We start from the raw sequence: 14,191 nt of genomic DNA, 5'->3' as shown, positions 1-14,191 counted from the left end.
GTCAACGGGCCGCTCTTAATTTTGCGTAAAATTCATCGTTGATTCCCGCATTCGATCCTGCCTAAATGCCGATCAACAAGGGGTCCAGACATCACCTGTGAAGGCTTGGTCTGAAACTGCCACGTCGGCGGGGCGATGAACCTGTGCCACTTGTTACGGAGAGTTTAAGTCTCCGGTTTTTCACGCACTTGAGCATTTTTGACTGCGACGTGGCTGTCGCGGAACGGTGATGTTTTGTGTGTTGGTTGCACGCCTTGCGTGAAACCGGAATGGGGAAGAGAAGTCGTGGCAGGACGATTGGACGCCGGTGTTACGAGGAACGGCATCCAGTCCGAGGGAATGCAGCCGAACCGCATGATGCGGGCTCGCGCTTTCCCGGGAGCATCCTGTGAGTGGGGCAGTATTTGAGTGAACCGGCAGGCGAGTGGCTCATGAGGGTGCTACTTTCTAGCCATAGCGGGGAAATAATCGGGCGACGAAACAAAGTCGGCCGACGAATGGAAGGCGGCATGATGCAGATGAATACAATGACGGCGGATGTCCTGGAGAGTGGGGACAATGAACCGCAGGCGTTTGGCTCTATGTGCGCCGAAGCGGCAGGGGAAAAGGGAGACATGAAGCATGGTGTACTTTTCGAGCGTGTCAGCGCCCGCCTGAAGGCGCAAGTCGGTCCGGATGTCTATGCAAGCTGGTTCGCGCGGCTGAAATTGCATTCGGTTTCAAAGAGCGTCGTGCGCCTGACGGTGCCGACGACTTTCCTGAAGTCCTGGATCAACAACCGGTATCTTGAGCTGATCACCAACCTGTTCCAGGCAGAAGACTCCGAAATCCTGAAAGTCGAAATTCTTGTTCGCACGGCAACGCGTGGCGTTGGCAAACCCGCTGAAGAGCCGGTTTCTCCAGAGCCTGTCGCCGCTGCGCAGACGCGCCGCCCGGTGGCGCAGCATGCCGGCCAGATTGTACAGCAGGCGGTTTCGTCTGCAGCCGCAGCCCGTCCGGCCACTTCCGGCCAGCCGCTCTTTGGCTCGCCGTTGGACTCTCGCTTCACCTTCGACACCTTCGTCGAGGGCAGCTCCAACCGTGTGGCTCTTGCCGCCGCCAAGACGATTGCGGAAGCTGGACAGGGCGCTGTCCGCTTCAATCCGCTCTTCGTCCATTCCAGCGTCGGTCTCGGCAAGTCGCATCTTCTGCAGGCGATCGCCAATGCCGCGGTTCAGAACCCGCGCGCACTGCGCGTCGTCTATCTGACGGCAGAGTATTTCATGTGGCGTTTCGCAACCGCGATCCGCGACAATGATGCTTTGACGCTCAAGGACTCGCTGCGCAACATCGACCTCCTGATCATCGATGACATGCAGTTCCTGCAGGGCAAGATGATCCAGCATGAGTTCTGCCACCTGCTGAACATGCTGCTCGACAGCGCCAAGCAGGTCGTCGTCGCTGCCGATCGGGCTCCCTGGGAGCTGGAATCGCTCGATCCACGCGTCCGCTCGCGTTTGCAGGGCGGTGTGGCCATCGAGCTCGACGCCCCGGACTACGAGATGCGTCTCGAAATCCTGAAGCGTCGCCTCGCTGCTGCTCGTGTCGAGGATCCGTCTCTGGAAATCCCGGCCGATCTGCTGAACCACGTTGCCCGCAACATCACGGCAAGCGGCCGTGAGCTGGAAGGCGCCTTCAACCAGCTGCTCTTCCGCCGCTCCTTCGAACCGAACCTGACGGTCGAGCGCGTCGATGAGCTTCTTGCTCATCTCGTTGGTTCGGGCGAGCCACGCCGTGTCCGCATCGAGGACATCCAGCGCATCGTCGCACGGCACTATAACGTGTCGCGTCAGGAGTTGGTCTCGAACCGCCGCACCCGCGTCATCGTCAAGCCGCGCCAGATCGCCATGTATCTGTCGAAGACGCTGACGCCGCGGTCCTTCCCGGAGATCGGCCGTCGCTTCGGCGGTCGCGATCATACGACCGTGCTGCATGCCGTTCGCAAGATCGAGGAGTTGATTGCCGGCGACACGAAGCTCTCGCATGAGATCGAGTTGCTGAAGCGCCTGATCAACGAATAGTCGGGAAACCTTCTGTGCAAGTTGACGGCCGGGCATCGCTCCGGCCGTTTTCTTTTGCGCACAATCTTCTGTAGGCTGGCTTGGAGGAGCATGGGCTGGCGGTACAGGGGAGGGAGCCGGATGAGTTTCGACAGGATCGCTGTTCTCGGGCTGGGCAAGGTCGGGCGATTGGCCGCAACGCTCTTGCACGAGGGAGGCTTCGACGTTCTCGGCGTCGATGTTCAGGCGCCGACGGAGGGCCTGCCGTTCAAATGCAGGAGTGAAGACATCTCCGATCCTGCTGTCATCGGCGAACTGCTATCGAGCGTCGAGGCGGTGCTTTCCTGCCTACCCTATCACCTCAACATCGGCCTGGCGCGGGCTGCGCATCTTGCGGGCATTCACTATTTCGACCTGACCGAGGACGTGCCGACCACAAATTTCATTATCGAACTATCCAAGACCGCGCGCGGGCTGATGGCACCGCAATGTGGCCTCGCCCCTGGCTTCGTCGGCATTGTCGGGGCGAGCCTTGCGGATGGATTCGACAAATGCCGGTCCATTCGCATGCGGGTTGGCGCCCTGCCGCAGCATCCGACCGGTCTCCTCGGCTACGCCTTCAACTGGTCGCCAGAGGGCGTGGTCAACGAGTATCTGAACGACTGCGAAGTGATCGAGGGGGGCATTCGCAAGCTCGTCTCGCCGATGGAGTGGCACGAGACGATCTATGTCGAAGGCGTCAAGCTCGAAGCCTTCACAACGTCAGGCGGCCTCGGAACCATGTGCGACACCATGCTCGGCAAGGTCGAGAATCTTGACTACAAGACGATGCGCTATCCCGGGCACATGGATCTGATGAACTTCTTCTTCCATGAACTCCTGATGCGCGACAGGCGCAAGCTCGCCGGCGAAATCCTCACCAACGCCAAGCCGCCGGTCGAAGACGATGTCGTCTATGTCCATGTGGCGGCGGAGGGCACGGAGAACGGCAACCTGCGCCGCAAGGAATTTGTCCGCGCCTACTATCCGATCGAGATCGCTGGCGCTCGCCGCACCGCGATCGCCTGGACGACGTCGGCGTCGGTGGTTGCCGTGATCGAGATGGTGCGCGACGATCTGCTGCCGTCCACCGGTTTCTTGCATCAGCAATACATTCCGCTGGAGATGTTCCTGAACACGCCGACCGGCAGCCTTTTCAAGACCGGCGCGGCAGGTCGCTAACGTCTCAGGCTCGTCCAGTATGTCCCCTCGAAGGGCACAGCGGCGAAGCGCTCGTTGATCTCTGCGAGACTGCCCAGGGGATCGACATCGCCGAACAGGTCGGGCCTCACCCAGGATGCGATGGCCTCGGCGGCCAGTACGTTCAGCGGCACGGCGTTGAAGAAGTTCCACATGCCGTGCACGTTCCCCTCGCGCACTGCCTTCAGCGGGGCAAGGGCGGGCGCCTTGACGGTTTCCTGCAGCGACCGACGGGCCTCTGCAGGATCGACGCCGGGGCCGATCGAGAAGACGGTGTAGGTGCCGCCCGGCGAGCCTGTGGCGATATAGATGTCCGGCTCCGCCGCGATGATATACTCCGCCGTCACCGGTCCGCCCTGCGGCGGCAGGTTCTTGTCGGCGATGTTGCGTCCGCCGGCAAGCGTGATCAATTCGCCGAGGCCGGTTCGGCCGTATGCCCAGCTGCCCCGGGTTGCGCTAGGGAAGGCATCCATCAGCACCAGCGGCCCATCCTCGCCTTTCCCCGTCGCTCCCGCTCTGATGCGCTGCACCCGCTTTTCGAAAAACTGCGCATAGTTCTCAGCCTGCTGATCACACTCCAGGATGCGACCAAGGAGACGGATGTCCCGCGGGGTGTTCTTCAGTGGATCGACATTGAAATCGACGACGATGACAGGCACGCCAGTCAATTGGAGATAGTCGATAGCACGTTTCCCTTGCTCACCCTCTGCCTGCCACATGCCCATGACCGCCAGATCGGCCTCCAACGAGAGGGCGGCTTCGAAGTTCATGCCATCCGCCAGGCCGTTGCTGACGAGCGGGACGTCGGCGAGGGCCGGGAACTTGCCGCGGAAGGCATCGTAGATGAATAGGTTATCCGTCTTCATGTCAGTCGCCCAGCCGGCCAGCAGGCTGACCGGATCCGGGTGGATCAGCGACAATGCGACAAGATTGAAGCCTGTGCCGAGGATGATCGACTTCGGCTTCCTCGATATTGTCACGGTCCGCCCGACGGCATCGGTTACAGTCAACGGCCATTGCGTATCGGCCTTCAGCTGAGCCGGCGCGCAAAGCATGGCAGACGCCGCGCCGAGAAAGCCGCGTCTTGTAATGGTGGAGGGGATCATTGCACGTTCCTCTGGCTGGGAAGAGCGCAAAGCTTGCCGCAGCTCTGGACGCCGGGCAGCATGTAGCGCAGGCAGCATATCTTCCGACGGGCGACACGCTCTCCGTCTTCCTCGACATACCGGAGGCTGCCGCAAAGAGGATTGACGCCACCATCGGGCAGGCAGCCGCGCACAAAGATCGTGAGATCCGGGCTTTCAGGCGGCCGTGTCAACCGCAGCACGTAGTCGAGATACACAGCGGCATTGTTCCAGCACAGCTTGGCCGAAATGCCGGAGGCGGCAAGCTTCCTGACGGCCTCCGGGATATGTTCCTCGAGCAACGGCCCAATGGCTTCGAAGCCGTCCTCCTCGTGACCTCCGGCATTCCGGCCCCGATGCGGCACGCCGAACGCCCGTGGCAGGCCATCGTCCTGCAATGCGATTGTCATCCCGTCGAAGGCGACGGGAAGCTCCTGCGCGGCAAGGCGGCGAGCCAGCACATAGGGAATGGAGAGGGCGGAGAAGTAGTACAACGACCACATCGAGACGATGGCGCGCCGGTCACTGTCGCCGCAGGCCTCTGCATAACGGTCAATCGCCTGCTCGAACCCACCATCGCCGAAGAAGAGCGGCAGCGGTATCCCGTCGGGCAAGTCGGCGGAAAGAGCCATCTTCTCGCTGCACCATGCATGCTCGCCAGCAAAGGCCGGCGAGAGGACCGAGGCGCTGTGGTCCGGATCAGCGATATGGTGCCGCGCGCTCGCCATCAAGCTCACCATCTGTAACGCAGGCTACCGATGACGGTGCGGCCCTGGTCGCGGTAGCAGAAGCCAGCCGAGCAGACGGGCTCGCGGCGGTCGAAGAGGTTGGTGGCGTTCACCTGCAGGCTCAGGCCCTCGTATTTCTTGTCGAGCGCCGCGAAATCATAGCTGACGGCGGCGTCGAAGAGGACGCGTGAACCGTTCTGGGCCGTGTTGGCGTCGCTGGTGTAGCTCTTGCCGAGATACCGAGTGCCGAAACCGATGCCGAGACCGTAGATCGGGCTACTCTCCTGGAAGGTATAGTTCGCCCAGAGCGAAGCCATATGCCTCGGAACCGACGAAACGGAATTGCCAACCGTCCCGGTCGTTCCCTCCAGGATCTCGGTGTCGGTGTAAGTGTACGACGCCACCAGGGACAGGCCGTTGTCGAGGCTCGTATTTGCTTCGAGTTCCAATCCACGGGAGCGAATCTTGCCGCGCTGCACCTGTATGTTGGCCGGTCCGGTCGGCAGGTTCACGACCTCGTAGTAGAGGCTGTTCTTCTGGTCGATATTGAACAGCGCTGCCGTGAGCAGCGTATTGCTGTTCGGCAGCAGGTACTTGACGCCGATCTCTTCCTGTTCGCTTTCCGTCGGTTTGAAGGGCTGGTCCGTCTCCTGGTTGATGCCGGCATTGGGTGCGAAGGCGGTGGAATAGCTGGCATAAGGTACGACGCCGAAATCCGTTTCGTAGCCCAGGCCGATGCGGCCGGAGAATGCCTTGTCCTTTTGCGAAATGCTCGTCAGCGCATTCGTGCTGAGGTCGGTATTGTCGGTGTCCGTCGAGACCCAGTCGTAGCGACCTCCAAGGGTCAGTATCCATGTGTCATAACGGATCTGATCCTGCAAATAGGTGCCGACTTGCCATTGGTCCTGGACGGTACGCGTGTCGAAATCGATCGGTGCAACGAAAGCTCCTGCCGTCGGGTTGTTGGTGTCTAGCGGCGGCGAGACGCCACGGCCATCGAGCGAGCGCCAGTGCAGCTTGGTCAGGTCCAGGCCGGCAAGCAGCGTATGGTCGATCGCGCCCGTTTCGAACTGGGCTTCCAACTGATTGTCGATGACGAAGGCCGTCAGCCGCTCGTCGAACGTACCGGCGCTGCGGTCGAGGAGACTTGGATCGACCTTGTTGGGCGCGTAGGCAAAGGCCCAATCGGCGTCGATGTTGAGTGTCGAGATGCGGGCGTTCTGACGGAAGACGAGGACATCGTTCAGTCGATGCTCGAACTCGTAGCCGATGCGAGCCTGGTTTTGGACCGAGTCGTTGAAGGCCGGATTGCCTGCAAAAAAGTCCGTTACGTTGCCGGCCGGGTCATTGTAGTACGCTGCCGTGCCGCCAGTCTTGGTTCGTGAGTATTCGCCGAGAATGGTGAGTTTCGTGTCTTCGTCCGGCTTCCACATGAAGGCTGGCGCGATATAGACGCGGTCGTCGGGAACGCTGATCTGCTCTGTATTGGCATCGCGGTAGAGGCCCGTCAGACGATAATAGAAGGGGTCCGTATTGTTGACCTGACTTGAGACGTCAAACTGGGTTTGATAGCGCTGTTCGGTGCCATACTGCAGCTGAACCTCGTGAAAAGGCTCTTCCGTCGGCCGCTTGGTGATGAGGTTGTAGAGGCCGCCTGCGCCCGTCGCCCCATACAGCGCCGAGGAAGGGCCACGGAGGATCGAGACTCCCTCGAGGCCGTAAGGCTCGGTCTTGAAGAGTGACGAACCTGCGCCGGGCTGGCGAAGGTTGTCGCGGAAGATCCCGGTATAAGTCACGTCGAAGCCGCGCACCGAGAACGAATCGAAACGCGGATCGAAGCCATAAGCGCCGACGCGCGTGCCCGGCGTGTAGGCGACGGTATCAAGCAGGGTCTGCGGGTTGCGGTCCTTCAACTGCTGCTCGGTCACGGACGAAATCGACTGCGGCACCTCGATGAAGGGCGTGTCGGTCTTCGTGCCTGTCGCGCTGCTCTTGCCGACATATCCGTCTGCCTGGATCACGCCGCCGCTGCCGCCATTGACGATGATATCTTCAAGAACCGTCGCGCTGTCCTGCTGCTGTCCCGTGGCATCCTGAGCTGCGGCTGGCGCAAGAAGATGGATGAGCGCCACGCCCGTCAATGCTGATGTGGAGAGGATTCGAGAGGAAAAGCGGAGATTATTCATTGGCTTATTGCACCGGGTATGCTCATCGTGGATTTATCTGGAGCTTAATAGTCAAGAAAACGCCCGAAGAAAACCCAATTTCATGAATAATCTACTCCACTTTGCGATTTGTATGACAAATCGGCCACAGTCAGCTCAGGCTTGCGCCTCCGACAGCAGCCAGCGACGGAAGGCGGCCGCGGCCGGTCGCTCCAGCGCAAGGCCCGGATAGACGAGGTGGAAGGCAAGTCGGCTTGCGATGCCAAGCGGGAAGGGCGTGACCACCGCGCCTTCCTTCAGGTCCCGCTCAAGGAACGATCGTCGCATCAAGGCAAAGCCCAGCCCGGCCTTCATCGCGTCATAGGCTCCGTTGCCATGCATGAAGATCGGCCCGCGCGAGGGGTCGACCCCCGTGGCGCCTGCCGCCTCCAGCCAGAGCTGCCAGTCATGGCGATAGACGTCGTGGATCAACTGGAAACGAGTGAGCGCGCTTGGCGACGGATGGTCCCCCAGTTCAGCGGCAAGCCCTGGCGTACAGACTGGCACGAGCTCGTCATCGACGAGCCGCTCGCTGATCAGGCCGTCATAGCCGCCGAGGCCGTGGCGGATTGCAAGGTCGATGCCGTCACGCTGAAAATCGAGCACGCGGTGCGATGCGCTGATACGCACGTCGATTTCAGGGTGCATCGCCTCAAAACGTCCAAGACGAGGCACGAGCCAGTAGGTCGCAAATCCCGCCGTGCAGGTAACGTTGAGAACGGCGCCGCGTCCCCGCGCCGTGATTGCAGCCGTCGCTTCCCTGACGAGACGGAATGCAGCTCTGAGCGTCGAGAAGTAGTCCGCACCCTCCACGGTCAAGGCGAGCGCACGGGTCTTGCGCTCGAACAGCTTGACGCCAAGCGATGCCTCCAGGTCGCGGATCTGCAGGCTGACGGCGCCTGGCGTGACGTTGAGCTCTTTTGCCGCGAGCGTCATACTGAGGTGCCGGGCAGCAGCTTCGAAGGCTCGAAGCGCCGAAAGAGAGGGGAGATAGTCACTCATGGTTTAGCGCAGCTATATCATGGATCGAGAAAGACTCGTTTGCCTCTCGGCAGACACCACAATAATATCAGGAAGAAAGCCGTCGCAAAAGCTGACTCAAGCTTTGTGATGAGCGAGAATAAATCGAGAATTGCCACGTCCGCGCCGCGCAACAATCGGGTGGCGGCAGCCTGTGACGGGATGTATTCCGGTGGCAGGCTGACTAGGGAGAAGATGATGCAGCAGAAACAGATGGGCTTTGCCGAGTGGGGAATGCTGCTGGTGCTCTCCCTGCTATGGGGCGGCTCCTTCCTCTTCAACGGCATTCTGGTGAAGACCCTGCCGCCGTTCACGATCGTCACGGGCCGGGTTCTGATCGCCGCTCTGGCGCTGAACGTGATCGTCCGGGCAACCGGCCACTTCATGCCGCGCGACGGCAGGGCTTGGGCGGCCTTCTTCGGCATGGGCGTCCTGAACAACATGATCCCGTTCTGCCTCATTGTCTGGGGCCAGACGCATATCGCAAGCGGCCTTGCTTCAATCCTGAATGCCACGACGCCGCTGTTCGGCGTCGTTGTCGCGCACTTCCTGACTGCCGACGAAAAGATGACCGGCAACCGCCTGCTCGGTGTCCTCGTCGGCTTTGCAGGTGTCGCCTATATGATCGGCTTCGATGTGCTGCGTGATCTCGGCTCGAACGTGCTGGCGCAGCTTGCCGTGCTGGGTGCGGCACTCTCCTATTCCTTTGCCGGTATCTTCGGTCGCCTTTTTCGCCAGATGGGCATGGCGCCGCTCATTCCCGCCGCAGGGCAGGTCACCGCCTCGACGCTCCTGATGCTGCCGATCGCGCTCGTTGTCGACCAGCCCTGGACGCTGGCCGCCCCATCATTCGAAACCTGGATGGCATTGCTGGGCTTGGCCCTGCTGTCGACCGCGATTGCCTATGTGCTGTTCTTTCGGATCCTGGCAACTGCGGGCGCGACGAACCTTATGCTCGTGACCTTCCTGATCCCCGTCAGCGCCATCCTGCTCGGAGCGGCTATTCTCGGCGAGCAGCTGCAGGCCAAGCACCTGATCGGCATGGCGATGATCGCGATTGGCCTTGCGGCGATCGACGGGCGGTTGTTCTCGCTTGGCAGAAAGCGACCTGCCTAGCAGGCGAGATCGGCGACCACGGAATCGAGGATCAGCATCCCTGATGGCGTGCAGCGAAGCCTGGAATTGCCGATCCGCTCGATGAAGCCGTGCTCCAGCAGGAACTCTTCCCGCTTCGGGTCGGGATCGCGACCGGAAAGCTGCTGCCAGCGGGCGAGATCGACGCCTTCCTTCAGGCGCAGCCCCATCAGCAGCAGTTCGTCCGCCTGCTCCTCGTAGCCGAGTTGCTCCTGATCGATGGTGCCATGGCCGTCGCGCTCGACGAGATCGAGCCAGCTTTCCGGCTTCCGCTCGGTCGCGGTCGCGATCTTCATGCTGCCGCGCGTCAGCCGCCCGTGGGCGCCGGGGCCGATGCCGGCATAGTCGCCATAGCGCCAGTAGGTGAGGTTGTGGCGGCTTTCCGCACCCGGGCGCGCGTGGTTCGACACCTCATAGGCAGGCAGCCCTTCTCTATTGGTGATTTCCTGCGTCGCTTCATAGAGCAGCGCCGATTGATCGCCATCCGGAACGATAAGCTTGCCAGCCTTGTGAAGGCCGTAAAAGGGCGTGCCTTCCTCGATCGTCAGCTGGTAGAGCGAGAGGTGGTCGACCGCGTAGGAGATCGCCTCCTTCAGCTCGCGTTCCCATTCGTCGACGGTCTGGTTCGGGCGGGCATAGATCAGATCGAAGGACATGCGCGGGAAGATGTCACGCGCCAACTTGATCGCCTTCAAGGCGTCGGCAACGTCGTGCAATCGGCCGAGGAACTTCAGATCGCGGTCGTTCAGCGCCTGGACGCCGAGCGAGACACGGTTGACGCCGGCGGCGCGATAGCCGCGGAAACGCTCCGCCTCGACGCTGGACGGGTTGGCCTCCATGGTGATTTCGATGCCATCGGGCACATGCCAATGTTTGGCGATGCCGTCGAGAATGGCCGAAACCGTCGAAGGGTTCATCAGTGACGGCGTGCCGCCGCCGAGGAAGATACTCGTCACCGTCTTCGGTCCGCTCAATTGGCGTACCATCGCCATCTCCTTCAGGAAGGCCGCGGTGAAGCGCTCCTGATCGACCGGCTGGTGGCGGACATGGCTGTTGAAATCGCAATAGGGGCACTTGGCGGCACAGAACGGCCAATGCACGTAGACGCCGAAGCCGGGTTCGCCGGTATCGGGCAGAAGAGCGGCATAGCGCGTCAGGTCAGGCTGTTCCAATATGTCCACGTTTGCCCTTAGGCTTCCAGGCAGGTTTCGACGAAAATCTTGAAGGCGCGGGCGCGGTGCGACAGGGCTTCTGTATCGCCCGGCTTCCAGCCGTGCTTTTCTTCCGCGCTCATCTCGCCAAAGGTAGTGTCATAGCCCTCGGGTTGAAAGACCGGATCGTAGCCGAAGCCCTGGCTGCCGCGCGGCGGCCAGACGACAGCACCTTCGACTTCGCCGCGGAAAAGCTCCGTGTGGCCGTCCGGCCAGGCAAGGCAGAGCACACTGACAAAGCGGGCGGTGCGCTGCTCCGGCGTTGAGGCGCCGGCCTTGTCCATTGCTGCCTCGACCTTTTCCATCGCCATCGTGAAGTCGCGGGTGCCGTCCGGCTTCTCGGCCCAGTTGGCGGTGTAGACGCCAGGGTCGCCGCCAAGCGCATCGATGGCGAGGCCGGAATCATCCGACAGCGCCGGTAGCCCGGAGGCTTCAGCAGAAGCGAGCGCCTTGATCTTCGCGTTTTCCTCGAAGGTGGTGCCAGTTTCGTCAGGCTCCACGAAGCTCAGTTCAGCCGCTGACTTCGCGGTGAAGCCGAACGGGCCGATCAGGTCCTGGATTTCCCGGATCTTGCCGGCATTGTGGCTGGCAACGACGATGGTCTTGGTTTCGAGCTTGCGCATGATTGTCCTATTCGATTCCCCAGATGCGGGCTTCAGCGCATTCGAGGCTGTTGCCCGCCGGATCGCGGAAATAGATCGATCGGCCGCCTTGCGGCCAGGTGACTTCGGATTCGATGGCGACACCGTCGGACTTCAGCCGGGCGGCGATCACATCGAGATTTCCCCCAGAGACGCGGAAACAGGCGTGCCCTGCACCCGTCGTTCCGTGCGGCGGCACCTGCAGCGCGGTGGGCGAGGGCGGCTTGATCGTTTCCTTGGGGTTGAAGATCAGCAGCACGCCGGCGCCGCAGCGGAAGAAGACATGCCGGTTGCCGCCCCGCGAGATCTTCGAAAGACCGAGAACGCCTTCATAGAAGGCTTCGGCCTTGTCGAGATCATCGGCATAGAGCGCCGTCTCCAGCATGCCTTCCAGCATGTCGTTCATCCGGCGATCGCCTGCTTTTGCATGGCGACGAGCTCGGCAATACCGCCCTTGGCGAGTGCCATCAGCGAAGCAAATTCCTCGTCGGTGAAAGGCGTGCCTTCGGCCGTGCCCTGGATTTCGACGATGCCGCCGGCTCCGGTCATCACGAAGTTCGCGTCGGTCTCGGCCGAGGAGTCTTCGAGATAGTCGAGGTCGAGCACCGACTGGTTCGCGAAGATGCCGCAGGAGATGGCCGCGACATGGTCCTTGAGTACGCGCTCGACCTTGAGCATGTTGCGGCTCTCCATCCACTTGAGGCAGTCGTAAAGCGCGATCCAGGCGCCGGTGATCGATGCCGTGCGCGTTCCGCCATCAGCCTGGATGACGTCGCAGTCGAGGGTGATCTGGCGCTCGCCGAGCTCCTTGAGGTCGACGACGGCGCGCAGCGAGCGGCCGATCAGCCGCTGGATTTCCTGCGTGCGGCCACCCTGCTTACCCGATGCCGCCTCGCGCTTCATGCGATCGCCGGTGGCGCGCGGCAGCATGCCGTATTCGGCCGTGACCCAACCCTTGCCGGTGTTGCGCAGCCATGCCGGCGGCTTTTCCTCGACGCTAGCCGTGCACAGCACATGCGTATCGCCGAACTTCACCAGACAGGAACCTTCCGCGTGCTTGGAGAAATTGCGCTCGAAAGAGACCTTGCGCATCTGGTCGGTTTTTCTGCCTGAGGGCCGCATACTACTCTCCTAATCGTCATGCCGAAGACACAAGCAGCCTTCGGATAAATCATGCGTGCTATGGTGTTGAGAGCTTCTACGATTGGCAGCGCCCATTTGCAATTTCCCTTTTGCCGCTGCGGGGAGATTGGCTATATTTTGTCCGATCATCGTCAGCACGGGTACGCAAGGTTTCATGGAGTTCAGATCGACGTCGGTTTCAGATGCAGTGGCTGCGCTGGATGAACGCTCTAAGGAAATCTTTCGCCGCATCGTCGAGGGCTATCTGGAAACGGGTGAACCGCTCGGCTCCCGCAACCTGTCGCGCATCCTGCCGATGTCGCTATCGCCGGCGTCCGTGCGCAACGTGATGAGCGATCTGGAAGAACTCGGCCTCATCTATTCGCCGCATGTCAGTGCCGGTCGTCTGCCGACGCAGATGGGCCTGCGCTTTTTCGTCGATGCCTTCATGCAGGTCGGCGACCTCTCGGCCGAGGACCGCGCTAGCATTGACCGCCAGGTGCGCGCCGAAAGCCGTGACAATCCGATGGAATTGATGATGAACGAGGCTAGCCGCATGCTCTCGGGCATTTCGCGCGGCGCCGGACTTGTTATCACCTCGAAAAGCGATCCCGTTCTCAAGCATGTCGAATTCATCCGGCTTGAGCCAACCAAGGCGCTTGCGGTCCTCGTTGGCGATCACGACCAGGTGGAAAACCGCATCATCGAGCTCCCGGCCGGCGTGACGTCGTCGCAATTGACCGAGGCCGCCAACTTCCTGAACGCCCACATGACCGGCCAGACGCTGCCGGAACTGCGAAATGAATTAAGCCGACTGAAGGACGAGGTGCGCAGCGAACTCGATACACTGTCGCAGGATCTCGTCGAGCGCGGCATCGCCGTCTGGTCCGGCAGTGCCGACGAAGGCAAGCCGGCCCAGCTCATCATTCGCGGTCGCGCCAATCTCCTCGCCGGTCTCGCGGGCGCTGACGATCTCGACCGCCTGCGCATGCTCTTCGACGACCTCGAAAAGAAGGACAGCCTGCTGGAGCTTCTCAATCTCGCCGAGAGCGGGCCGGGCGTGCGTATTTTCATCGGCTCGGAAAACAAGCTCTTCTCGCTCTCCGGCTCGTCGCTGATCGTCGCGCCCTATCGTGATGACGACGACCGCATTGTCGGTGCCGTCGGCGTCATCGGGCCGACGCGGCTCAATTACTCACGCATTGTCCCGATGGTCGACTATACTGCTCAGCTGATGACACGATTGTCACGCGGCGCGAAGTAGGACAGCTACTCCGGCATCATGTCGCCAGAGCCACCCATCTCCGCGGGCATGTCTCTGTATTTCGGCAGACCGTCACGGATAGGCAGCACGCTTTCCTGATAGTTCACATGCAGCGTCGGAGTGTAGTCGAGATCGGGCAGAAGTGCCGCGTAAACGTCGGTGACGCCCCAGGTGGGGTGCTCGGTGTAGAGATGCCCGCCGCACAACTCGCAGAATTTCCGCACGCTCGTATCGGACTTCTGGTAGCCCTCCACGTGCTCGCCGCCTTTGGTAACGCGGACAGTGTGCGGCTGCCAGAGCGTGAAGGCGTTGACTGGCCCCGCCGACCAATGTCGACAGGAGGCACAGTGGCAATAACCCATAGCCACCGGTTCGCCGGTAGCAACAATCTCCACGGCGCCGCAGAAGCAGCGCCCGGAATAGCTTTTCTGATCGCTCATGGTAGCAGCTCCCTGACCTGGAAAG

The 14,191-nt window shown here is 61.4% G+C and carries 13 protein-coding genes; 4 read left to right on the top strand and 9 right to left on the bottom strand.

Features of this window, described 5'->3' with window-relative positions:
* Window positions 1-512: 512 nt before the first annotated feature.
* Entirely contained in the window at window positions 513-2,060 is a 1,548-nt protein-coding gene (gene dnaA, locus ATY79_RS12695) for a chromosomal replication initiator protein DnaA (RefSeq protein WP_088691487.1), read from the top strand.
* Window positions 2,061-2,180: 120 nt separating this feature from the next.
* Window positions 2,181-3,260: a saccharopine dehydrogenase C-terminal domain-containing protein gene (locus tag ATY79_RS12690; protein ID WP_088704044.1), complete on the top strand. Its 1,080-nt coding sequence runs from the start codon at window positions 2,181-2,183 to the stop codon at window positions 3,258-3,260.
* Here the strand turns inward: ATY79_RS12690 and ATY79_RS12685 are convergent.
* The 4 genes from ATY79_RS12685 to gcvA all read right to left on the bottom strand — a co-directional run bounded on the left by ATY79_RS12685 (window position 3,257) and on the right by gcvA (window position 8,336).
* Complete coding sequence (locus ATY79_RS12685; RefSeq protein WP_088704043.1) at window positions 3,257-4,384, bottom strand: ABC transporter substrate-binding protein; 1,128 nt, start codon at window positions 4,382-4,384, stop codon at window positions 3,257-3,259. The two genes, ATY79_RS12690 and ATY79_RS12685, sit on opposite strands and share 4 nt — an antisense overlap.
* A complete protein-coding gene (fhuF, locus tag ATY79_RS12680; RefSeq protein ID WP_088704194.1) occupies window positions 4,381-5,130 on the bottom strand; it encodes a siderophore-iron reductase FhuF in 750 nt (249 codons plus the stop codon). Before fhuF ends, ATY79_RS12685 begins: the two co-directional genes overlap by 4 nt.
* 5 nt (window positions 5,131-5,135) lie before the next feature.
* Window positions 5,136-7,316, bottom strand: a complete 2,181-nt coding sequence (locus tag ATY79_RS12675; RefSeq protein ID WP_088704042.1) for a TonB-dependent siderophore receptor — start codon at window positions 7,314-7,316, stop codon at window positions 5,136-5,138.
* 135 nt (window positions 7,317-7,451) lie between these two features.
* Window positions 7,452-8,336 carry a transcriptional regulator GcvA gene (gene gcvA / locus ATY79_RS12670; protein WP_088704041.1) on the bottom strand — a complete coding sequence of 295 codons (885 nt, stop codon included), beginning with the start codon at window positions 8,334-8,336 and terminating at the stop codon, window positions 7,452-7,454.
* 216 nt (window positions 8,337-8,552) lie between these two features.
* Here gcvA and ATY79_RS12665 point away from each other — a divergent pair, with 216 nt between their 5' ends.
* Window positions 8,553-9,470, top strand: coding sequence for a DMT family transporter (locus tag ATY79_RS12665; RefSeq protein ID WP_189638015.1), 918 nt, complete (start codon window positions 8,553-8,555; stop codon window positions 9,468-9,470).
* On the opposite strand, the gene hemW is transcribed toward ATY79_RS12665, so the two are convergent.
* The 4 genes from hemW to rph are packed head-to-tail and all read right to left on the bottom strand — an operon-like array spanning window position 9,467 to window position 12,462.
* Window positions 9,467-10,669 carry a radical SAM family heme chaperone HemW gene (gene hemW / locus ATY79_RS12660; protein WP_088704039.1) on the bottom strand — a complete coding sequence of 401 codons (1,203 nt, stop codon included), beginning with the start codon at window positions 10,667-10,669 and terminating at the stop codon, window positions 9,467-9,469. The two genes, ATY79_RS12665 and hemW, sit on opposite strands and share 4 nt — an antisense overlap.
* Before the next feature lie 8 nt (window positions 10,670-10,677).
* Window positions 10,678-11,322 (bottom strand): RdgB/HAM1 family non-canonical purine NTP pyrophosphatase, encoded by a 645-nt coding sequence (gene rdgB / locus ATY79_RS12655; RefSeq protein ID WP_088704038.1) that lies wholly within the window; start codon window positions 11,320-11,322, stop codon window positions 10,678-10,680.
* Between the two features lie 7 nt (window positions 11,323-11,329).
* The gene (locus tag ATY79_RS12650; protein ID WP_088704037.1) at window positions 11,330-11,746 is read right to left on the bottom strand and encodes a VOC family protein; all 417 of its coding nucleotides are present in this window, start codon (window positions 11,744-11,746) and stop codon (window positions 11,330-11,332) included.
* Window positions 11,743-12,462, bottom strand: a complete 720-nt coding sequence (gene rph, locus ATY79_RS12645; protein ID WP_088704036.1) for a ribonuclease PH — start codon at window positions 12,460-12,462, stop codon at window positions 11,743-11,745. Before rph ends, ATY79_RS12650 begins: the two co-directional genes overlap by 4 nt.
* A 175-nt stretch (window positions 12,463-12,637) precedes the next feature.
* Between rph and hrcA the strand changes: the two genes are divergently transcribed.
* Window positions 12,638-13,726 (top strand): heat-inducible transcriptional repressor HrcA, encoded by a 1,089-nt coding sequence (gene hrcA, locus ATY79_RS12640; protein WP_088691150.1) that lies wholly within the window; start codon window positions 12,638-12,640, stop codon window positions 13,724-13,726.
* Between the two features lie 5 nt (window positions 13,727-13,731).
* Here the strand turns inward: hrcA and ATY79_RS12635 are convergent, their stop codons facing one another.
* The gene (locus ATY79_RS12635) at window positions 13,732-14,166 is read right to left on the bottom strand and encodes a GFA family protein (RefSeq protein WP_088691151.1); all 435 of its coding nucleotides are present in this window, start codon (window positions 14,164-14,166) and stop codon (window positions 13,732-13,734) included.
* Window positions 14,167-14,191: the final 25 nt, after the last annotated feature.

The organism is Rhizobium sp. R693, from assembly GCF_002211315.1.
Classification (GTDB): Bacteria; Pseudomonadota; Alphaproteobacteria; order Rhizobiales; family Rhizobiaceae; genus Rhizobium.
This window is presented reverse-complemented; position numbering and strand designations above follow the sequence as displayed.

Coding starts and splice junctions, on each gene's coding strand:
- ATY79_RS12675 (WP_088704042.1), bottom strand. CDS start 7,316: ATGAATAATCTCCGCTTTTCCTCTCGAATCCTCTCCACATCAGCATTG.
- rdgB (WP_088704038.1), bottom strand. CDS start 11,322: ATGCGCAAGCTCGAAACCAAGACCATCGTCGTTGCCAGCCACAATGCC.
- dnaA (WP_088691487.1), top strand. CDS start 513: ATGCAGATGAATACAATGACGGCGGATGTCCTGGAGAGTGGGGACAAT.
- ATY79_RS12650 (WP_088704037.1), bottom strand. CDS start 11,746: ATGAACGACATGCTGGAAGGCATGCTGGAGACGGCGCTCTATGCCGAT.
- hrcA (WP_088691150.1), top strand. CDS start 12,638: ATGGAGTTCAGATCGACGTCGGTTTCAGATGCAGTGGCTGCGCTGGAT.
- ATY79_RS12665 (WP_189638015.1), top strand. CDS start 8,553: ATGCAGCAGAAACAGATGGGCTTTGCCGAGTGGGGAATGCTGCTGGTG.
- gcvA (WP_088704041.1), bottom strand. CDS start 8,336: ATGAGTGACTATCTCCCCTCTCTTTCGGCGCTTCGAGCCTTCGAAGCT.
- rph (WP_088704036.1), bottom strand. CDS start 12,462: ATGCGGCCCTCAGGCAGAAAAACCGACCAGATGCGCAAGGTCTCTTTC.
- ATY79_RS12635 (WP_088691151.1), bottom strand. CDS start 14,166: ATGAGCGATCAGAAAAGCTATTCCGGGCGCTGCTTCTGCGGCGCCGTG.
- fhuF (WP_088704194.1), bottom strand. CDS start 5,130: ATGGCGAGCGCGCGGCACCATATCGCTGATCCGGACCACAGCGCCTCG.
- ATY79_RS12690 (WP_088704044.1), top strand. CDS start 2,181: ATGAGTTTCGACAGGATCGCTGTTCTCGGGCTGGGCAAGGTCGGGCGA.
- ATY79_RS12685 (WP_088704043.1), bottom strand. CDS start 4,384: ATGATCCCCTCCACCATTACAAGACGCGGCTTTCTCGGCGCGGCGTCT.